Source organism: Streptomyces rapamycinicus NRRL 5491, assembly GCF_024298965.1.
Taxonomy (GTDB): domain Bacteria; phylum Actinomycetota; class Actinomycetes; order Streptomycetales; family Streptomycetaceae; genus Streptomyces; species Streptomyces rapamycinicus.
In genome coordinates, this window is record NZ_CP085193.1 from 1,272,501 (window position 1) to 1,291,758 (window position 19,258).

The window sequence follows — 19,258 nt, forward strand, 5'->3', positions numbered from 1 at the left end:
GACGTCCAGTAAGTTACCACTTACTTGTCGTCCGTTAAGTTGCTTCCGTTCGGGTAGGGTGACGGCCATGGCCGAAACCCGAGGTGACACGCGCGAACGGATCCAGCAGGTCGCCTTGGAGCTGTTCACCCAACACGGCTACGAGAAGACATCGCTGCGCGAGATCGCCGACCGACTGAACGTCAGCACGGCCGCGCTCTACTACCACTTCAAGACCAAGGCGGACATTCTTTCCAGCGTGGTGGACGACTTGGCGTCATCGGTCGAGGAGGTCGCCAGGTGGGGACAGGCTCAGCCGACGACGCTCGACATGCGCAAGGGACTGCTCGAGCGGCTGTCGCAGCTCGTCAGCAGCGGCAAGATGCGCAACCTGATGCTGTTCTCACAGGAGAATCAGGCGGCCCTGCGGGAACACCCGGCCGGCCGGCGTCTCCAGCAGGGGGTGCAGTCGATGTTCGCCCTCGTCATCGATCCACAAGCCGACTTCGCGGACCAGCTCAGAGCCCAGCTGGCCGTGCTCGCGATCCTGCTGAGCAACAACGACGCACTGTCCCTGCTGAGTGAGGACGCGATGCCGGAAGGCGTCCGCATCGCACCCGAGCAGCGCGTCGAGGTCACACTCAAAGTCGCCACGGAGCTCATCACCAAGCCCGGGAACGGCGCGTAGCGGTCCGCACAGCGGGTTGGGCCCATTCCGCTGACATGGCGTTCGCCGACCGAGGCTCCCGCTCGCCGTCGCACGCGAAGGCCTGCACGAGCCGCACGTTGATCAGTCGGCTGCGGCCCAACTGCACCGAGCCGCAGAGACCGCACAGGCCTGGCTCCACAGTTATGAGTTGCGGGTGCGTTCCGACTCGTTCTCGCTCACGGACCTCGCCACCGTGGAGCGGCGTTGGGTGTCGACCGCGGGCGCCAGCAAGACGGCGGAGCCGACGAAAAGGAGTACCACCAGCATGGCCGAGCGGAGCCCAAAGTGGTCGCCGAGGAAGCCGAGGCCAGGTGGCCCGACGAGGAAGGCGACATAGCCGATCGTGGCCACCAGGCTGATACGAACGGTCTCGTCAGGGCCGGAATCGCCCGCGGCGGACAGCGCGACGGGGAAGCCCAGCGATGCCCCGAGCCCCCAGAACAGCACCGCCGCTCCCGCCAGCACGACGTTGTCCGAGAAAATCACGAGGAGCAGGCCCAGCGCCCCCGAGACGGCGCTGGCCCGCATGACCGACGTCCGCCCGAAATGTCCGAGGAAGAACGAGCCTGTGAAGCGGCCGAGGGTCATGGCGGCGGCGAACCCGGCATAGACCAGAGATCCCAGTGCGGCGTCCAGGTCGTGCCCGTCCACCATGAGTAGGGGGAGCCAGTCGTTGGCGGACCCTTCGGCCAAAGCCATGGCCAGCACGATCGCACCGATCAGGACGAGCTTGCGATCCTTCCAGACCTTGGGCCTGGAACGGGCGGCGCCTTCCTCCGCCTGGGTCGGCGGGCCAAGACCAGTACCCGAGGGGACGGAGCGGACGGCGTACCAGAAGATCACGACTGATATGAGCGTGACCACCGCCAGATGCCAGTGCACTGGCACGCCGATGGCCGTGACCGCCATACCCGCACCGGCGCCGATCACCGTGCCCAGACTGAAGCAGCCGTGCAGGGTGGGCATCGTCGTCACACCGGTGATCCGCTCCACATCGGCAGCATCGACATTGACGGCCACATCCCCTGACCCCATGCCCCCGCCGAAGAGGTAGAGTCCCGCCATGACCACCGGCACCGACGTCGCCAGACTGCCCGCGCTGATCGTGAACATACCCACGATGACCAGCCCCGTGCCCCAGGCGATCACCGGCCGCGTACCGAAGCGGGACACCAGCGGCCCCGCACACAGAATTCCGGTCATCGAGCCGAGCGACAGTCCGAAGAGCACCAGCCCCATCTGACCGGTGGACACCTCCAGCTGGTCCCGGATATCGGGGGTGCGGGTCACCCACGACGACATCGCGATGCCCGGCAGGAGGAAGAACAGGAATAACGCCTCACGGCGCCGACGCATGACCTGATCCATGAAGACAGGACTCCGCGGGAGCAGGAACGACCAGAGGCCGGGCATTGGCAGCCCCGTATGACTTGTACAAACGTACACGCCTGGCCGGAGAGAGGAACAAGCGCTTCCACAATGACGGAAAAACGCCTCTGTCACCCGGTTGCGGTGAAGCCTGGACCAGCGATCGGGATCCGTTGCTCGCCTACGCGTCATACGCCTTCGCCCATGTTCTGAAGATCACCCATCGTCTCTGAGAGCACGCTCGACGCCGACTGTGCGGGGCGCAGGATGTGCGATGCGCCTCATCAATGACGGCACGAGAGCCCCGACACCGCCCCGGGTGTCCGATGTCCGACGGTTCAGCGGTGCGACTCGAGCCAGCTACCGATATCGGCGATGACCCTCTGGTCGGGCTCGCCGGGTTCCGGGGAGAACTTCGAGGTGATGTTCATGAGGTGTGCCATACCCGGGTAGATGATGCTCTTGTGGTCCTTGTTGCCGGCCGCGGCGACGGCGGCGTCGGCGACCAGAGCACCACGGGCCGGGGTCTGAGTGTCGTTCTCACCGTTGAGCAGCAACGTCGGGCCAGAGAACTTCGGCAGGGCCTCGGACACCACCGGGAAGCGGGAGATGTCGTTGATGTAGTCGATCAGCGACTGGTCCAGGCCCGGAACGTTCGGATAGTCGTCGATGCCGGTGGACTTGCGCAGCACGGGGCCGGCCTCCGCGTCGATGGCCACCTGGCCGTCGTGGTTGGTGTCGGTGCTCGACAGCACCTTGTCGCCGTCGAGCAGGACGGAGCGGAACTGGTCGGCGGTCTCCTTCGGCTGAGCCGCCAGGCCGTTGACGGCCTCGATGGCGGTCAGTTGGCCGTCACCGTCCACGTCGAGCTCATCGTGCAACTGCAACAGCAGGCGGCCGTAGATTTGCAGGGTGATCAGCTGCCTGAATTTCACGCCGACGACACCCATCCCGATGACACCGGCGGGCTTCGGGATGCGGTACTTGTCCGGGTCGGCGGCGAGGTTGGCGGCCACGTTGGTGCCCTCGCTGTGCCCGAGCAGGAAGATCCTCGACGGGTCGACCTTCGGCGACTTCGCAGCGAACCGGATCGCCGTGGCCGCGTCCTGCTGGATCTGGTTGTAGGGTTCCTTGGGCGCCCGCTGGGCGGGGTCGGTACTCTCCACCGGACCGATGTCGGTCACCCCGCGCTTGTTGAAGCGCAGCGTCGCGTAGCCCTCGCTGCCGGCGGCCTGGGCGAGCGGGACGAAGGTCGACTTGCCCTTCGCCACGGTCTGGTTCATGTCGTTGAGCCCGCTGCCGTGCAGCATCACAATGATTGGCAAAGGGCCCCTGGTGTCGCGCGGGTAGGTGAGTTCACCCTTCGTGACCCAGCCCTTGCCGAAGTCGATCTGGACCGCCTCGCGAGTGATGCCGTCCCAGTCGGCCTGCTTCGACTTCGCGGCGGTCGCTGTCAGGCCGCGGCTCTCCGGTATTGCCGCGTCGGCGATACCGACACACGCGGCGAGCACCGCGGCGGCGAGGGCGACCGCCAAATTCCGATTCCTCTTGGTCATCATGAGAAGGACGCTATTTTCATGGGTGAGCGGATTCGATCCAGTCAGCTGCCCACTGTTGGTGCAGTGAGCTATACCGATCGCCGGGCTCTCATCGCCGTGCCGACCGTGCCGGGCGGTCGGCGCGGCGCGGCGCCCAAGCGTCGTAGACCGGCGCTCGGGAATCCACGGGACAGCGACACAGACCGTCATCGTCGGAGGAAGGTCTGGCAGCCGAAGCCGGCATAGTCCGTGGAGATGGGCGATGGCGGCCCGAATGGATTCTCGGAACCGGACCGGACCGGACCGGGCAGGGGCTGGGTCACTTGCAGGTTTTGTCTCCGGCGGGCAGCTCACCGGAGGTGAAGAACGCATCCAGAGCGTCAATGGCGCAGGCGTTCGGCTCAGGGTGAGTGAGCACGCCGTGACCGCCTGCGTCGACGTCGACCAACACCGAGTCGGAGCCCATTGCCCTCCGCATGCCCCGAGCGGTACTCAACGGAGTGGCCGGGTCGCGACGGTTCTGCAGGATGAGCACATTGCGCTTGCCGAGGGGCTTGACCTTCGGCTCCGGGCTGATCGGATTCACGGCCCAGGCCGCGCACGGCGCGATGTTCGCAGGAGCACCTGCCGTCAGCGGGAACTTCGCCCGGTCGACGGCCGTGTTGCGGGCATAGGTCTCGACATCCCGGGGCCATGCCTCGTCTCCGCAGCTGATTGCCCAGCCTGCCGAGAGCAGGTTGTCCTGCGGCACCCCCGGCAGCGTGCCCCTGGCAATCAAGTCCTTGGTCAGCCCCTCGAGGAATTTGCGGTCGGCATCTGTGGCCTTGTCCGCCGCGACGTCGGCCGCGGCCTGCCACAACTGGGCCAGCTGCGGCACCGGCGACTCCTTCGTCGCGATCATGCTGGCGTCGCTGTACGCGAGCTGCCACGTGAAGAACCGTACGAGATTGCCGTTGATCGGTGCCTTGGTACCCGGCAGCGAGACCGGTTCACGGTCGAGCTTGGCCGTCAGGGCCAGGTAGTTCTGACGGACCTCGCGCTCGGTGCTGCCCAGGCCGACGGTGTCCTTGTGCGCGACCGCGAACCGGGCCAGGTCGGGCCAGCGGTCCTCCATGGCGACGCTGAACGTCCGGAAGTCGTCGTAACCGCGCTCGTTCGGGTCGACCGAACTATCGATCACCATGCGGTCGACGGTCTTCGGGAAGAGCTCCCGGTAGAGCGAGCCGAGATAGGTGCCCCAGGAAATGCCGTAGTAGGAGACAGTGCGCTCGCCGAGCGCGCGACGGATCCGGTCCATGTCCCGGGCGACGTTCGCAGTGGTCAGGTACGGCAGCAGGTTGCCGGAGTTGTCCGCGCACTGCTTGGCCATCCGCTTGGCGTAAGCCACGTTCCCGTCGATCGAACCGTCGCCGGACGGGAAGGACAGCACCTCCATCTGCTCGTCACGGACCAGCTCATCGGCGTCTCGGCCGCAGTTCATCGGGGTGCTGTATCCGATGCCACGCGGATCGAAGGCGACCAGGTCGTAGCTGTCACGCACATCGGCCGGCAAGAGGCTGCCCATAGCGGTGGGTACGTCCAGGCTCGGGCCTGGACCTCCGCCATTGAGCATCAGGACGCCCTTGCGCTTCTCCGGCTTGGCCGCCGGAATCCGGGACACCTCGACCTCGATGGTGCGTCCTTCCGGGGCACGGTGGTCGAGTGGCATCTGGAGTGTGGCGCACTGCTGAGGCGCCGGGGCATCGGTCGGACACTCGCCCCACTTGAGGCCGAGCGGGCGAGGTGTCGTGGCCTTGGCTGGCTCGAGCACGGTGGTGGCGACGACGCCGAGCGTCCCCATAGCGGCAACGACGGCTATCGTCCGCGCGCGACGGGAGTAGCGCCCGCCAGAGCGGGAAGAGTTTTTCGATCGCATGCACTGACCGTAGAAATCCCGGGAACGGACTACTAACCCGCTGACTGCCAGGACTTCCGGTAGCCAGCTGGATGGACAGCCCGCTCATCACAGGGTGTCGAGGGTGAGGCGCGGTCGGCGCGGGCCGTGGGCATCAAGCCGAGCGTGCAGCTGGCGAGAATGCAAACATTCGCGTGGGATCGGAACTGGGACATTACGGGTGCCACGCGGGAGGACGAGTCGCCCACCAGGTTTTCCTGGGTGACGATTGGCGGAGGGACGGGCATCGTGTACCTCGAAGACCCCTATATCGGCGTCAACTATGCGGTGATCACAGGAGACTCGGTCGATCCCGTCGCCGAAGACATCCGATCGGCTCTCGACTGCTGGACGTTCGAGGAAGCGGTATCGCAGGCGACCGGATCTCCGGACCGCGATGCGAAGATCCGCGGGATCTACATCGGTGCTCTAAGCGCGTCCGCGGCGGAGCGGGACCGTTTGGTATCGACGTTCCAGCGGCTCGCCGGTGACTCGGACGCGGACATCCGTCATGCCCTGCTGGTCGGAATCGGCTATGTGGGTCCGGATGTGCGGTTGCGGCACATCGCGGAAGGACTGTGCGACAACGATCCGGACGACGAGGTCCGACGTGATGCGGAACTGCTGCTCGAGGGTCTGGGGCGGCTGGAGCAGTGAGCTTTTTCCAACCTCAGGCTGAGGTGTGACGAAGGGCGGGGATGGTCTTCACGATGGCGGTGGCCCGGTTGGTGCCGCAGCGGAGCTGCGCACCGACCGGTGACCGGTCGGTGCGGGCCCGGTCTACCGGTTCGCGGCTTCGCGAGAGGCGATCCGGTTCGTGCGACCGACCGCGCGGCCCACGGCGTTGCGCACCGCGAGGCCCGGCCGGGTGCGGGGCACCATGAGCCTGGAGAGCAGACCGACGCGTCGCTGCCGCGGACCTACCTCACGGCGGAGCCGCGACTCGTAGGCGGCGAAGGCGCGGGCGTGATCACCGGGGTGGGCGGCGAGCTCTTCCGCGAGGGCGTACGCGCCCGCCATCGCCATGCTGGACCCGTCGCCCAGCAGGGCTGTCGCCGCCGCCGCGTCCCCGAGCAGTACGACCCGTCCGCGGGACCACGAGGGCATCCGGACGGTGGTCAGGGGGTCGAAGAACGGAGCCGGGTGGTCGAGGAACGCCGCCACGAGTTCCGGTGCCCGCCACCGCACGTCGGCGTAGGCGTCGGCCACGGTCTGTTTGTGAAGGGCGATGTTCTTGCGGTCGTGGGGTGCTGGCTGTGCGGCCCGGAAGGTGAAGATCGCGAGCGGAGTGGTCCGCGAGGGGTGGAGGACCAGCATCCGGTTCGGCACGGTCAGCATCGTCATCTCGTTCGGGTCCTCGATGGCGTCGGGTTCCAACGGGACGGTCGCGCCGTACAGGCCCAGGTCGCTCGCGAACTGCCGCTCGGGTCCGAATACCAGGCGCCGTACGGCGGAGTGCATCCCGTCGGCACCGACTACCAAGTCGAAGCGCCGTGGCGCGGACCGCCGGAAGGTGACGTCCACCCCGCCTTCATCCTGGTCGAGAGCGGTGACCGTGTCGTCGAACAAGAACTCGGCCTCGGTCTGCGCCGACCGGTGGAGCACCTCGGACAGGTCGGCTCGGGTCACCTCGACAGTCGGAGCCTTGTCCGAGGTGAGCGGGAGTTGCAGGATCCGCCTGCCGCCGGGGTCGAGCAGGGTCAGTGACCGATTGCGGGTGGCGAGCCCGCGGAGCTGCGGAAGGATGCCCATGCGGTCGGCGACCGGGATCGCGGGCCCCTTCACGACGATCGCGCTACCACCGGAGCGCAGCTGCCGGGCGTGTTCGACGACCGTCGGCCGGTAGCCATTCCGGGAGAGCCAGTATGCGAGTGCGGGCCCTGCGATTCCGGCACCGACTATCAGCACCTCGGGCTTCTTCATGACGATGACCTCGCGGAGTGTCGATGACCAGGTCCCCGGCGAGTGCCGGGCCGGGTCTCAGGGGCGGCGGCACCGGGCAACGCAATCGGGTCAAGGTACGATCAATTTCGTACCTCAGTGGAGCACATCCTTGAGGTACGATGCAAGTCGTACCTGAAGGGGGTGCCGCGTGGCCGGGATGAACCTGGTCGGCCCCGAGGCCGATGCGCTCGATCTGGGGGCCGTATTTCGCGCCCTCGCCGACGAGCACCGTCGCTCGGTGATGACGGAGTTGGCCGCCGACCGCAGCGACAGCGAGCGGGGCTGCAACTCGTTCAACCTTCCGATCTCGAAGCAGACCCAGACCCACCACTTCCGGGTCCTGCGCGAGGCAGGTCTCATTGACGAGATCGACTACGGCAACCGCAAGGGCATCCGACTACGACGCGCGGACATCGAGAAGAGATTCCCCGGGCTGCTCACGCTCCTGGGCGCAGAGTCCCCGGGCGGTACCGCTTCTCGCTGAACACAGCTGAGCACACCGGAAGGAGTCCGAGCCGGCCCTGAGCCGCGAGCTCGACCGGATCCAGCTCGCGCCCGGCTCGCAGGTGGCCGAGCACGACGCGGACACGAATGGATCGGTGTCGCTTCGACCACCGTCCCGCGCTCGTGATCGGCGCCGAGCTCTTCCGCACGCTCCCTCACGCCAACACCCACTGAGGTTTCCTCAACCTGCGTGCGGAGCAGGGCCACTGGGGGTGAGGGCGGGGTCCGGGCGTGGAGAAGCTCCTGTTGGACGGGTGCGTGTCGAGTCCGAGCCGTCCTGCCAGGAGCCCATCCACTCCGGCATAGTCGTGGTCGACCCCGACGTTCGTGATCTTCGTCAGGCGGTGCGTCTACTCAACGCGAGCACGGTCAGTCCTTCGTGCGGGTAGCGGTATGCCGTGGGCAGCGAGATGCCGTCGTCCCGGGCGAGTTGGACCAGGCGCGTGCCGTCGACGAACCAGCGCAGCACCAGCGCGGGCTGCTTGAAGTCCATCTCGGCCTGGACGACGCCACCGTCCCCGTGGTGTCCTCGTCCACCTGCGAGCGCCTTCCCGGGGCGGGCCGGGCGGACAGCCGTTTCAGGTGTTGCGGGCGTCTTCCAGGTACCGCAGAACGGCCGCGACACGTCGGTCCACTCTGTCCGTGGGTGCCAGGTCGAGTTTGGCGAAGATGCTGCGGATGTGCTTGTGAATGGCGCCGTCGGTGACGACGAGCCGCTCTGCGATCGCGCTGTTGCCCAGTCCCTGTGCCATCAGTGCCAGTACCTCGCGTTCTCGGGTGCTGAGCCGGTCTAGGCGGGTGTTAAGGCGTGTCCGGGTGAAGAGCTGTGAGACGACCTCGGGATCGACGGCGGTGCCCCCGGCGGCGACCCTGTGCAGGGCGTCGAGGAACTCCTCCACGCGGCCGACCCGTTCTTTGAGCAGATAGCCGAGCCCATTCACTCCATTGCTGAGCAGCTCGGTGGCAAAGCTCTGCTCGACATAGGCGGACAGCACGAGCACGGCCAGGCCGGGCCGACGTCGCCGGGCCTCGACCGCGGCGACGATGCCTTCGTCGGTGTGCGTGGGCGGCATGCGGACGTCGACGATGGCGACGTCCGGTTCGTATGAGCTGACGGCCTGCAGCACACCGTCCGGGGTGTCGGTGGTGGCCACCACGTCGAGGGACTCGGCTCGCAGCAGCAGAGCCAGGCCCTGGCGCAGCAGAGGGTCGTCCTCCGCGATCACGATCCGCATGGAAGATCCACCTCTAGTGTGGTCGGGCCGCCCGGCGGGCTGCTGAGGGACATGGTGCCGTCGAGAGCCGCGATGCGTCGGTGGATGCCGAGGAGTCCTGAGCCGCCGGCCTGGTCGGCGCCGCCTTGACCGTCGTCCTCGATGCGCACGATCAGGCGGTCGCCGCGGATGCGGACCGAGACGCCCGTGTGTGAGGCGCCGCTGTGCTTGGCGATATTGGTCAGGGCTTCGGCCACGATGAAGTAGGCGGTGGCCTCGACGGCGGCGGCGCACCGGTGAGAGACGTGGATGTCGATGTCGACCCGGCACGGTACCGGGCTATCCGCGGCCAGCCCGGACAACGCACCGGCCAGCCCTCGGTCGGCCAGCACTGGAGGCAGAATGCTGCGCGCGACGGCGCGCAGCTCGGCGAGAGCCTGCTCCGAAGCCAACTGGGCGCGTTCGAGCAGTTCCTCGGCGCCGGCCGGATCGCGGGCCACCATGCGGCGGGCGGCGCCCAGCAGAACCGTGACGCCTACGAACCGGTTCTGCGCCCCGTCGTGGAGGGAGCGTTCGATACGGCGCAGCTCAACGGCGTGCGCGTCCAAGGCTGCGGCCCGGGTGGCTGTCAGCTCCGCGACGCGCAGCGACAGGTCTTCATCGGCCCCGGGAGTGAGAAACCGATGCGCGGACCAGGACTGCAGGCGCGCCAGAGCCGGAGCGAGCCCCAGGATCATGGTGATCCATCCCAGGGCCAGAAAGAGCACGGCGAATGCCTGAGGCCAGGAATGTGCCGCGCCCAGGCCCAGCGAGGTACTGGTCGCATCGTCGGGGATGAACCGCCACCACAGAGGGAACGTGGCGTCGCGCAGGAAGAAGACCGGCAGCGCCACCCCCAGCGAGCTCAGAACGAGGCCCAGGGTGCTGTGCAACACCAGCCAGCGCAGTTCTCTCCATACCGTGGAGCTGACAAGGGCGAGGCGGAGCTTCGACGGCGGCGGCAGCGGAGGAACGATTTCCATGCCATACCGGAGAAGACGGGCACGCTCTGCCGTGGCCAGGACGTGCACCGCACGCACCAGGCCGGGGACCATGAGCAGTCCCACCCCCAGCAGACTCGTCACAGCCGTGACCAGTGCCCACAACAGCAGAAACAGACCGGGCACGGTAGTGCTGAGCCCGGAGGTGAGCTGCCCCAAAGCGCCGCTGGCCGAAGTGATCACCCGCTGAGCAGCGTCCTTGGTACCCACGCCCCCCTTCTCGGCCGCGTGTCCGTGCTGGGTGGCCATCCACCGTCCTTCCGCTCCGCACAGCGCACACCGTAGATCGACGGCCGATGCCACGTCACTTCCACACTCCAGAAGTACAGCCTGCTGTACCCCAAACCAGGGCATCTACGGGATCGAGCCGAAGACGACAGGTCGATAGCGTCGATACCGACAGTTCCACCGAGGTCGGCGCGCGACGGAGGACAGCCCCATGACGCCCACGGATTCCTCCCTCATCCCCAGTGCCGGCACAGCTCCCGTGACCGGTCCCGCTCGCAAAGGCCTTCTACGGGCGGTCCTGTGGGGCATCGTCGTGGCCAGCACACTCACCAACATGGTGGCCTCCTCCAGCGAAGCGCCCATGTGGGTGCTCATAGCGTGCGGAACCGCGACGGTGTTCGGCAGCACAGCACTCGGTGTCAGCCACCTACGAAGCAGTCGGCAGTAACTGTCTGTCGGTGGCTTCTCAAGGTGCCGTGGTGTCGAAGAGGCGGTAGCGGACCGGGTCGATGCTGCACTGGTGCTCGCGTACGGCGTGTACGTCGTAACGGGTGAAGTCGCCGGCGACGCAGATCAGTCTCGGTCCGCTCCACAGCACCTGGGCCGCGGTCATGCCCCCGAGTCGGTCGCGGACGAGCACGTGGTCCTGCTTGGCTGTCCACCATCTGCCCTTGTCGACACCCCACAATCCGGCGCACCGCCCGGGCGTACGAAAAGTGACACACCTCAGCCGCTTTCCTCGGACACTCGTCCGCCGTCGCGCACATCGTGCAACTATGGCCGGGCGATATCCGGCCGATCGAGGGGGAAGATCCCCGCTCCCCTCGGCGTTGCTGCCTCGCATAAGGATTCGATGCGCGTGACAGGAGTGGAACACCGTATGCCCAGCCCTTCCGCCGCCCAGCCGACCGCCCAGATCGGTGTCACCGGGCTCGCCGTCATGGGTAGCAACCTCGCCCGTAACTTCGCCCGGCACGGGCACACCGTCGCTCTCCACAACCGCACGTTCGCCAAGACCAAGGCGCTGATGGAGGAGCACGGCCACGAGGGGAACTTCGTGCCGGCCGAGAGCGCCGAGGAGTTCGTCGCCTCCTTGCAGCGGCCCCGGCGGCTGATCATCATGGTCAAGGCGGGTGCACCCACCGACGCCGTCATCGAGGAGTTCGCACCGCTCCTCGAAGAGGGCGACGTGATCATCGACGGGGGCAACGCCCACTTCGAGGACACCCGGCGCCGGGAGAAGTCCCTGCGCGAGCGCGGGCTGCACTTCGTGGGCACCGGCATCTCCGGCGGTGAGGAGGGCGCCCTCAACGGGCCCAGCATCATGCCCGGCGGATCGGTGGAATCCTACAAGTCGCTCGGCCCGCTGCTGGAGTCCATCTCCGCCAAGGTGGACGGCACCCCGTGCTGCACCCACATCGGCCCGGACGGCGCCGGCCACTTCGTGAAGATGGTGCACAACGGCATCGAGTACGCGGACATGCAGCTCATCGCCGAGTCGTACGACCTGCTGCGGCGGGCGCTCGGCATGTCGCCGGGTGAGATCGCGGAGGTGTTCCGCACCTGGAACGGCGGTCGGCTGGAGTCGTATCTGATCGAGATCACCGCCGAGGTGCTCGGGCACACCGACGCCGCCACCGGCAAGCCGTTCGTGGACGTGGTGCAGGACCAGGCCGAGCAGAAGGGCACCGGCCGCTGGACCGTGCAGACCGCGCTGGACCTGGGCGTGCCGGTGAGCGGGATCGCCGAGGCGGTGTTCGCCCGTTCGCTGTCCGGTCACGCGGATCTGCGGGACGCCTCGCAGGGGCTGCCGGGGCCGTCCGGGAAGGGGCTCACGGGGGCCGCCGCGGAGCGGTTCGCCGACGATGTCGAGCAGGCGCTGTACGCCTCGAAGATCGTGGCGTACGCGCAGGGCATCCACCAGATCGAGGCGGGCAGCCAGGAGTACGGCTGGGACATCGACCCCGGGGCGGTGGCGCGGATCTGGCGCGGCGGCTGCATCATCCGGGCGCGGTTCCTGAACCGGATCACCGAGGCGTACGCCAAGGAGCGCAAGCCCGTCACGCTGCTGACCGACGGCCACTTCGCCGAGGCGCTGGGCGCGGCGCAGGACGCCTGGCGCCGGGTGGTGGCCACCTCGGTCGAGCTGGGCGTGCCGGCACCGGGCTTCTCGGCGGCGCTGGCGTACTACGACGCGCTGCGCTCGGAGCGGCTGCCCGCCGCGCTGGTCCAGGGGCAGCGGGACTTCTTCGGCGCGCACACCTACCGGCGGGTGGACCGGGAGGGTTCGTTCCACACGATGTGGGGCGGCGACCGCGACGAGCGTACGGCCTGAGGGCCGCGACGGCCGTGCCCCCGCCCCGGGTTCCTTCCGGCGGGGGCACGGCCGTCGTGCGTTCGCTCGTCCGTGCGCGGACGCGTCGTCAGGGCTTGTAGCGGCGGAAGGCGGGCACCGCGACGGCGAGCCCGAGGGTGCTGACGGCCACCAGCAGCCCGCCCGCGGCGACCGCCGCGCGGGCCCCGAGGAGGGAGCCCGCGGTGCCGTGCAGCAGATCGGCGATGCGCGGGCCGCCCGCCACCACCACGGTGAACACGCCCTGCATCCGGCCGCGCATGTCGTCGGTGGCGGCCGCCTGGAGGATCGTCCCTCGGAAGACCATCGAGACCATGTCGGCCACGCCCGCGAGGGCGAGGAAGGCCACCGCCCACCACAGGTTGAGGCTGAGCCCGAATCCGGTGATGGCCACGCCCCAGGCCATCACGGCGGCGATGACCATCAGGCCGTGGCGGCGGGCGCGGGAGAAGGTGCCGGACAGCAGACCGCCGGCCACCGCGCCGAGCGGGATCGCCGCGAAGAGCAGGCCGAGCGCGAAGCCCTCGCCCCAGGGTGCGTAGGTGTGCGAGGCGAGTTGGGGGAAGAGCGCGCGGGGCATGCCGAAGACCATGGCGATGATGTCCGCGAGGAAGGACATCAGCAGGATGCGGTGGGCGGCGATGTACCGGAAGCCGTCGGCCACATCGCGCCATCCGCCACGCCGCGCGCCGCCCGTGGCGCCCTCGGTGAGGGGCGGCAGGGCGGGCAGCCGCCAGACGGCCCACAGGGTGACGCACAGCGCCACGGCGTCGATGAGGTAGAGCGCGGGCAGGCCGAGGACGGGGATGAGGGCGCCCGCGAGCAGCGGGCCGAGGATCATGCCGGTCTGGGCGACGGTGGACTGCAGGGCGCCCGCGGCGGGCAGTTCGTCGGCGGGGACGAGTCGGGCGACGGAGGCGCTGCGGGCCGGGGAGTTCATGCCGAAGAAGCCCTGCTGGGCGGCGAGCAGCACCATGAGCAGCGCCACCGAGTCCAGCCCGGCGAAGGACTGGGCCCAGAACAGCACCGAGGTGACGGCGATGCCGACGTTGGTGACGAGCATCAGGGTGCGCCGGTCCATCCGGTCGGCGACCACCCCGCCCCACAGCGCGAAGACCACCAGCGGGAGGAGCCCGGCGAAGCTGGCGTAGCCGACCCACGCCGATGAGCCGGTGATGTCGTAGATCTGCTTGGGCACGGCGACGGCGGTCAGCTGGCTGCCGATGGCGGTGACGGTGGTGGAACTCCACAGCCGTCGGAAGGGGCGGTGGCGCAGCGGCCGGGTGTCCATCACCCAGCGGCGCCAGCCGGGTCTCGGCGGCGGGGCGGGGTCGCCGTCCCCGGCGCCGGGGACGGCGTCATCGTCGGCTGCGGTGGGTTCTATGTCGTCGTCGCTGCTTCGAGCGGTCTCCACGGCTGGTTCGATTCCTCCTACATCCATTCGGGCCGGGAACCATTGTGACGATCCCCGGCCCGGGCCGTGGCCCCGTCTCAGCCTCCGGCCGCGTGCCGCATCGGCTCCTGACCGTGGATGCTGCCGCTGAGGGAGGTCAGCCGGGTGCCGCTGCCGCCCCAGCGGTCGGCGATGATCTCGGCCGCGATGCTGACGGCGGTCTCCTCCGGGGTACGGGCGCCGAGGTCCAGGCCGATCGGCGAGGCGAGCTTGGCCAGCGCCTCCTCGCCGAGACCGGTGGCGCGCAGCCGGCGGAGCCGGTCGTCGTGGGTGCGGCGGGAGCCCATGGCGCCGACGTAGGCCAGCGGCAGGCGCAGGGCGACCTCCAGCAGCGGCACATCGAACTTGGGGTCGTGGGTGAGCACACAGACCACTGTGCGTTCGTCGATCCGGCCCGCCTCCGCCTCGGTGCGCAGATAGCGGTGCGGCCAGTCGGTCACCACCTCGTGCGCCTCGGGGAAGCGCCGCGGAGTGGCGAAGACCGGCCGGGCGTCGCACACGGTGACGTGGTAGCCGAGGTACGCCCCGATCCGGGCCATGGCCGCCGCGAAGTCCACGGCGCCGAAGACCAGCATCCGCGGCGGGGTGGCGTGGACCGAGACGAACAGGGTGAGTTCCTCGTCCATGCGGACGCCGTCGTAGCCGTAGGCCAGGGTCTCGGTGCGCCCGCCGGCCAGCAGCCCGCGCGCGTCCTCGGCGACGGCCGCGTCCAGCCGCCCGGAGCCGAGAGATCCGGAGGTGCCATCGGGCCGTACGACCAGCCGGCGGCCCAGCCGCCCCTCGGGGTCGGGCCCGTCGACGGCCACGCAGATCACCTCGGCCACCGGCTCCCCGGCGGCCACCGCCTCGGCCACCTCGCCCAGCTCGGGGAAGCCCGCGGGGTCGATCCGCTCCACATAGACATCGATGATCCCGCCGCAGGTCAGCCCGACCGCGAAGGCGTCGTCGTCGCTGACGCCATAGCGCTCCAGCGCGGGTCTGCCGCTGTCGGTGACCTCCTGGGCCAGTTCATAGACGGCGCCCTCGACACAGCCGCCGGAGACGCTGCCGATCGCCGCGCCATCGGGCCCGACCAGCATGGACGTCCCGGGCGGCAGCGGCGAGGAGTGCCAGGTCGCCACCACCGTGGCACGGGCGAAGGGCTCACCATCGCCCCACCATCGGTGCATCTGCGCTACGACGTCCCGCATGGAATTCATATCTCCTCGCCACGGATGTAAGAGGTTGATACATTCAATGTATGAGCCTCTCACATCACTCACCGAGTAGCGACATCACCTTGCGGATCAACGGCACGTCCCACTCCCTGACCATCGACAACCGGACGACCCTGCTCGATGTGCTGCGCGAGCGGCTGGGGCTCACGGGCACCAAGAAGGGCTGTGACCACGGTCAGTGCGGGGCCTGCACGGTGCTGGTGGACGGTGAGCGGGTGAACAGCTGCCTGATGTTCGCGGTGACCGCCGAGGAGCGCGAGATCGTCTCCATCGAGGGCGTGGCGGCGCTGTCGGACGGCGGGGAACTGCACCCGGTGCAGCGCGCCTTCCTCGACCACGACGGGCTCCAGTGCGGCTATTGCACCCCGGGCCAGATCTGCTCCGCCATCGGGGCGCTGGGCGAGGCAGGGCGCGGCTGGCCCAGCCATGTCACCGAGGACACCGCCACGGGGGTGGCCGATGTGTCGGCGCTGGACGCGCGGGAGGTGCGCGAGCGCATGAGCGGCAACCTGTGCCGCTGCGGCGCGTACAACGGGATCGTCGAGGCCGTGCTGGAGGCCGCGGGCGCCCAAGGTGCCCAGGAAGCGACCACTGTCGGAGGCGCCCGATGAAGGAGTTCGCCTACGCCCGGGCGGGCGACGCCGCCGAGGCGGCCACGCTGATCGCCCAGCGTCCCGATGCCACCTACCTCGGCGGTGGCACCAATCTGGTGGACCTGATGAAGCTCGGCGTCACCGACCCGGGTTTGCTCATCGACGTCTCCCGGCTGCCGTACGACCGGATCGAACACCGCGAGGACGGCTCCGTGCTCATCGGCGCCACCGTGCGCAACGGCGCATCGGCGGGCGATCCGGGCATCCGCGAGCGCTTCCCGCTGCTGTCCCAGGCGCTGCTGGCGGGGGCCTCCGGGCAGCTGCGCACGGTCGCCACGGTGGGCGGCAATCTGCTGCAGCGCACCCGCTGCGGGTACTTCCAGGACGTGACCAAGCCGTGCAACAAGCGCGAGCCGGGCACCGGGTGTCCGGCGATCGAGGGCGCGCACCGCGATCTGGCCGTGCTGGGCACCTCCGACCACTGTGTGGCCTCCCACCCCTCCGACATGGCGGTGGCGCTGGTGGCGCTCGACGCGGTGGCACACGTGCGGTCGGTGGACGGCGGCTCGCGCACCGTTCCGGTGGCAGAGCTGTATCTGCTGCCCGGTGACACACCGCACCGGGAGACCGTCCTGGACCACGGCGACCTCATCACCGCCGTGGAGCTGCCCCCGCCGCCGCGCGGTGCCCGGATGCGCTACCGCAAGGTGCGCGACCGCTGGTCGTACGCCTTCGCGCTGGTGAGCGTCGCCGCCGCGGTGTCCGTGGCCGAGGACGGTTCGCTGCGGGACGTACGGATCGCGCTCGGCGGGGTGGCGCCGCGGCCGTGGCGCGCCCGGATCGCGGAGGAGCGGCTGCGCGGCGCCCGGCCGGACGAGGAGACGCTGCGGGAGGCGGCGCGGGCCGAGCTGGCCGAGGCGCGGCCACTGCCCGACAACGCGTTCAAGGTCGACCTGGCCACTGATCTGATCGTCGCGGGCGTCCGCGACCTCGTCGCGAGGAGGGATCGCGCATGACCACCGTAGAACAGAGCGTCGGCGCCCCGGTGACCCGGGTCGACGGCCTGGACAAGGTGACCGGCGCGGCGCGCTACGCCTATGAGTTCCCCACCCGGGACGTCAGTTACGTATGGCCGGTGCAGGCCACCATCGCCCGCGGCCGGGTGACGGAGCTGGACCCGGCCCCGGCGCTGGCCCTGCCCGGTGTGCTGACGGTGCTCGACCACACCAACGCCCCGCGGCTGAACGCGGAGGCGCAGGCGAGCGCTGACCTCTTCGTGCTGCAGTCCCCCCAGGTGGCGTACCACGGCCAGATCGTGGCCGCCGTGGTGGCCACCTCGCTGGAGGCGGCGCGCGAGGGCGCGGCGGCGGTCCGGGTGGGCTATGAGCGGGAGCCGCACGATGTGGTGCTGCGCGCCGACGACGAACGCCTGGAGATCGCCGAGACGGTGACCGACGGCAGCCCGGGCCTGGTGGAGCGCGGTGACGCCGATGGCGCCTGGGCCACTGCCCCGGTGCGGGTGGACGCCACGTACACCACTCCGGTGGAGCATCCGAGCCCGATGGAACCGCATGCCACCATCGCGGTGTGGGACGAGGACCGGCTGACGCTGTTCAACTCCGACCAGGGTCCCTATATGAGCGCGCAGCTGATGTCCGCGCTGTTCGGGATCGAGCTGAGCGCGGTGGAGGTCGTGGCCGAGTACATCGGCGGGGGCTTCGGGTCCAAGGGCATTCCGCGCTCGCCGACGGTGCTGGCGGCGCTCGCCGCGCGGGCCGTCGAGCGGCCGGTGAAGATCGCTCTGACCCGGCAGCAGATGTTCCAGCTGATTCCCTACCGCTCCCCCACGATCCAGCGGGTGCGGCTGGGCGCCGGGCGCGACGGCCGGCTGACGGTGATCCAGCACGAGTCGGTGCAGCAGCGCTCGGCCCAGGTGCCGTTCGCCGACCAGACCGTGTCCTCGACGCGGATGATGTACGCGGCGCCCCACGCCCGTACGACGGTGCGGGTGGCGCCGCTCGATGTGATGACGCCCGCCTGGTTCCGCGCCCCCGGCCACACCCCGGGGATGTTCGCGCTGGAGTCGGCCGTGGACGAGCTGGCCGGGGCGCTGGGCATGGACCCGGTGGAACTGCGGATCCGCAACGAGCCGGAGACCGACCCGGAGAGCGGCAAGCCGTTCAGCAGCCGCAACCTGGTCGCCTGTCTGCGCGAGGGCGCGGCCCGCTTCGGCTGGGAGCGCCGCGATCCGGCGCCGGGGATCCGGCGCGAGGGGCGCTGGCTGCTGGGCACCGGTGTGGCCGCCTCGCACCACCCGGACTACACCTTCCCCTCCTCCGCGGTGGCGCGCGCCGAGGAGGACGGGACGTACCGGGTGCGCATCGGCGCGGCCGACCTCGGCACGGGTGCCCGTACCGCCCTCACCCAGGTGGCGGCGGACGCGCTCGGCATTCCGCTGTCGCGGTTGCGGCTGGAGATCGGGCGTGCGTCGCTGGGCATGGCGCCGTTCGCGGGCGGTTCGCTCGGCACCGCCTCATGGGGCTGGGCGGTGGACAAGGCGTGCCGTGCGCTGCTGAAGGAGCTGGACACGTACGGGGGTGTGGTCCCGGACGGGGGTCTGGAGGTGGCGGCCGACACCGCCGAGGATCTGGAGCAGCGGGCGGATCTGTCGCGGCACACCTTCGGGGCGCAGTTCGCCCAGGTGCGGGTGGATGGCGACACCGGTGAGATCCGGGTGGACCGGATGCTGGGCGTGTTCGCGGCCGGGCGGATCGTCAATCCGCACACCGCGCGCTCGCAGTTCCTCGGGGCCATGACGATGGGCCTGTCGATGGCGCTGCTGGAGATCGGCGAGGTCGACGCGGTCTTCGGCGACTTCGCCAACCATGACTTCGCGGGCTATCACATCGCCGCCCACGCCGACGTTCCGCAACTGGACGTGGTGCTGATGGAGGAGGACGACAACACCACCAACCCGGTGGGTGCCAAGGGCATCGGCGAACTGGGCATCGTGGGCGCGGCGGCGGCCATCGGCAACGCCTTCCACCATGCCACCGGGGAGCGGGTGCGGGATCTGCCGATCCGCATCGAACGCTCGCGGGACGCGCTGCGGGCCGCCCGGGGTGCCGAAAGGCGCAGGCCAGGGGCGGGTGAGCCGGAATCACGGGTCGGGTAGGGTCACCCGA

General features: G+C 69.4%; 15 protein-coding genes and 2 pseudogenes. 7 read left to right on the top strand and 10 right to left on the bottom strand.

Annotation, left to right across the window (positions count from 1 at the left end; all coding sequences use genetic code 11):
- Positions 1–67: 67 nt before the first annotated feature.
- Positions 68–667, top strand: coding sequence for a TetR/AcrR family transcriptional regulator (locus LIV37_RS05505; RefSeq protein ID WP_020866105.1), 600 nt, complete (start codon positions 68–70; stop codon positions 665–667).
- A gap of 162 nt (positions 668–829) precedes the next feature.
- Here LIV37_RS05505 and LIV37_RS05510 read toward each other — a convergent pair whose 3' ends face one another.
- From LIV37_RS05510 to LIV37_RS05520, 3 genes are all read right to left on the bottom strand, one after another.
- Positions 830–2,056, bottom strand: a complete 1,227-nt coding sequence (locus LIV37_RS05510) for an MFS transporter (RefSeq protein WP_020866106.1) — start codon at positions 2,054–2,056, stop codon at positions 830–832.
- A gap of 338 nt (positions 2,057–2,394) precedes the next feature.
- Complete coding sequence (locus tag LIV37_RS05515) at positions 2,395–3,804, bottom strand: alpha/beta hydrolase (RefSeq protein ID WP_185057948.1); 1,410 nt, start codon at positions 3,802–3,804, stop codon at positions 2,395–2,397.
- Between the two features lie 109 nt (positions 3,805–3,913).
- Positions 3,914–5,509, bottom strand: coding sequence for an alpha/beta hydrolase (locus LIV37_RS05520; RefSeq protein ID WP_202979655.1), 1,596 nt, complete (start codon positions 5,507–5,509; stop codon positions 3,914–3,916).
- 126 nt (positions 5,510–5,635) lie between these two features.
- Here LIV37_RS05520 and LIV37_RS05525 point away from each other — a divergent pair, with 126 nt between their 5' ends.
- Positions 5,636–6,184, top strand: coding sequence for a HEAT repeat domain-containing protein (locus LIV37_RS05525; RefSeq protein ID WP_148717870.1), 549 nt, complete (start codon positions 5,636–5,638; stop codon positions 6,182–6,184).
- Positions 6,185–6,307: 123 nt separating this feature from the next.
- Here the strand turns inward: LIV37_RS05525 and LIV37_RS05530 are convergent, their stop codons facing one another.
- Entirely contained in the window at positions 6,308–7,450 is a 1,143-nt protein-coding gene (locus LIV37_RS05530) for an FAD-dependent monooxygenase (protein WP_020866110.1), read from the bottom strand.
- Between the two features lie 169 nt (positions 7,451–7,619).
- Between LIV37_RS05530 and LIV37_RS05535 the strand changes: the two genes are divergently transcribed.
- Positions 7,620–7,955, top strand: coding sequence for an ArsR/SmtB family transcription factor (locus LIV37_RS05535; protein ID WP_020866111.1), 336 nt, complete (start codon positions 7,620–7,622; stop codon positions 7,953–7,955).
- Between the two features lie 378 nt (positions 7,956–8,333).
- Here LIV37_RS05535 and LIV37_RS05540 read toward each other — a convergent pair.
- From LIV37_RS05540 to LIV37_RS05555, 4 genes and pseudogenes are all read right to left on the bottom strand, one after another.
- Positions 8,334–8,462: pseudogene (locus tag LIV37_RS05540) on the bottom strand (IS5/IS1182 family transposase); the annotation flags it as partial.
- A 91-nt stretch (positions 8,463–8,553) separates the two neighbouring features.
- Positions 8,554–9,210: a response regulator gene (locus tag LIV37_RS05545; RefSeq protein WP_020866113.1), complete on the bottom strand. Its 657-nt coding sequence runs from the start codon at positions 9,208–9,210 to the stop codon at positions 8,554–8,556.
- A complete protein-coding gene (locus LIV37_RS05550; RefSeq protein WP_020866114.1) occupies positions 9,198–10,478 on the bottom strand; it encodes a sensor histidine kinase in 1,281 nt (426 codons plus the stop codon). Before LIV37_RS05550 ends, LIV37_RS05545 begins: the two co-directional genes overlap by 13 nt.
- A 463-nt stretch (positions 10,479–10,941) precedes the next feature.
- Positions 10,942–11,094, bottom strand: a pseudogene (locus tag LIV37_RS05555) (DUF5655 domain-containing protein); the annotation flags it as partial.
- 243 nt (positions 11,095–11,337) lie between these two features.
- Between LIV37_RS05555 and gndA the strand changes: the two are divergent.
- A complete protein-coding gene (gene gndA, locus LIV37_RS05560) occupies positions 11,338–12,792 on the top strand; it encodes an NADP-dependent phosphogluconate dehydrogenase (RefSeq protein ID WP_020866116.1) in 1,455 nt (484 codons plus the stop codon).
- A gap of 88 nt (positions 12,793–12,880) precedes the next feature.
- On the opposite strand, the gene LIV37_RS05565 is transcribed toward gndA, so the two are convergent.
- Positions 12,881–14,224: an MFS transporter gene (locus tag LIV37_RS05565; RefSeq protein WP_020866117.1), complete on the bottom strand. Its 1,344-nt coding sequence runs from the start codon at positions 14,222–14,224 to the stop codon at positions 12,881–12,883.
- 77 nt (positions 14,225–14,301) lie between these two features.
- On the bottom strand, positions 14,302–15,453 hold the full coding sequence (locus LIV37_RS05570; RefSeq protein ID WP_020866118.1) for an XdhC family protein: 1,152 nt from the start codon (positions 15,451–15,453) through the stop codon (positions 14,302–14,304).
- Positions 15,454–15,503: 50 nt separating this feature from the next.
- Between LIV37_RS05570 and LIV37_RS05575 the strand changes: the two genes are divergently transcribed.
- The 3 genes from LIV37_RS05575 to LIV37_RS05585 are packed head-to-tail and all read left to right on the top strand — an operon-like array spanning position 15,504 to position 19,248.
- Positions 15,504–16,091: a (2Fe-2S)-binding protein gene (locus LIV37_RS05575; protein WP_121825789.1), complete on the top strand. Its 588-nt coding sequence runs from the start codon at positions 15,504–15,506 to the stop codon at positions 16,089–16,091.
- Positions 16,088–17,089, top strand: a complete 1,002-nt coding sequence (locus LIV37_RS05580) for an FAD binding domain-containing protein (RefSeq protein ID WP_020866120.1) — start codon at positions 16,088–16,090, stop codon at positions 17,087–17,089. The genes LIV37_RS05575 and LIV37_RS05580 overlap by 4 nt, the downstream gene beginning before the upstream one ends.
- Positions 17,086–19,248 (top strand): xanthine dehydrogenase family protein molybdopterin-binding subunit, encoded by a 2,163-nt coding sequence (locus tag LIV37_RS05585; protein ID WP_020866121.1) that lies wholly within the window; start codon positions 17,086–17,088, stop codon positions 19,246–19,248. Before LIV37_RS05580 ends, LIV37_RS05585 begins: the two co-directional genes overlap by 4 nt.
- Positions 19,249–19,258 lie beyond the last annotated feature (10 nt).

Bases quoted from the DNA above. Each gene is read 5' to 3' on its own strand.
- LIV37_RS05505 (WP_020866105.1), top strand. From the start codon at position 68: ATGGCCGAAACCCGAGGTGACACGCGCGAACGGATCCAGCAGGTCGCC.
- LIV37_RS05510 (WP_020866106.1), bottom strand. From the start codon at position 2,056: ATGGATCAGGTCATGCGTCGGCGCCGTGAGGCGTTATTCCTGTTCTTC.
- LIV37_RS05515 (WP_185057948.1), bottom strand. From the start codon at position 3,804: ATGACGGTCTGTGTCGCTGTCCCGTGGATTCCCGAGCGCCGGTCTACG.
- LIV37_RS05520 (WP_202979655.1), bottom strand. From the start codon at position 5,509: ATGCGATCGAAAAACTCTTCCCGCTCTGGCGGGCGCTACTCCCGTCGC.
- LIV37_RS05530 (WP_020866110.1), bottom strand. From the start codon at position 7,450: ATGAAGAAGCCCGAGGTGCTGATAGTCGGTGCCGGAATCGCAGGGCCC.
- LIV37_RS05545 (WP_020866113.1), bottom strand. From the start codon at position 9,210: ATGCGGATCGTGATCGCGGAGGACGACCCTCTGCTGCGCCAGGGCCTG.
- LIV37_RS05550 (WP_020866114.1), bottom strand. From the start codon at position 10,478: ATGGCCACCCAGCACGGACACGCGGCCGAGAAGGGGGGCGTGGGTACC.
- gndA (WP_020866116.1), top strand. From the start codon at position 11,338: ATGCCCAGCCCTTCCGCCGCCCAGCCGACCGCCCAGATCGGTGTCACC.
- LIV37_RS05570 (WP_020866118.1), bottom strand. From the start codon at position 15,453: ATGCGGGACGTCGTAGCGCAGATGCACCGATGGTGGGGCGATGGTGAG.
- LIV37_RS05575 (WP_121825789.1), top strand. From the start codon at position 15,504: ATGAGCCTCTCACATCACTCACCGAGTAGCGACATCACCTTGCGGATC.
- LIV37_RS05580 (WP_020866120.1), top strand. From the start codon at position 16,088: ATGAAGGAGTTCGCCTACGCCCGGGCGGGCGACGCCGCCGAGGCGGCC.
- LIV37_RS05585 (WP_020866121.1), top strand. From the start codon at position 17,086: ATGACCACCGTAGAACAGAGCGTCGGCGCCCCGGTGACCCGGGTCGAC.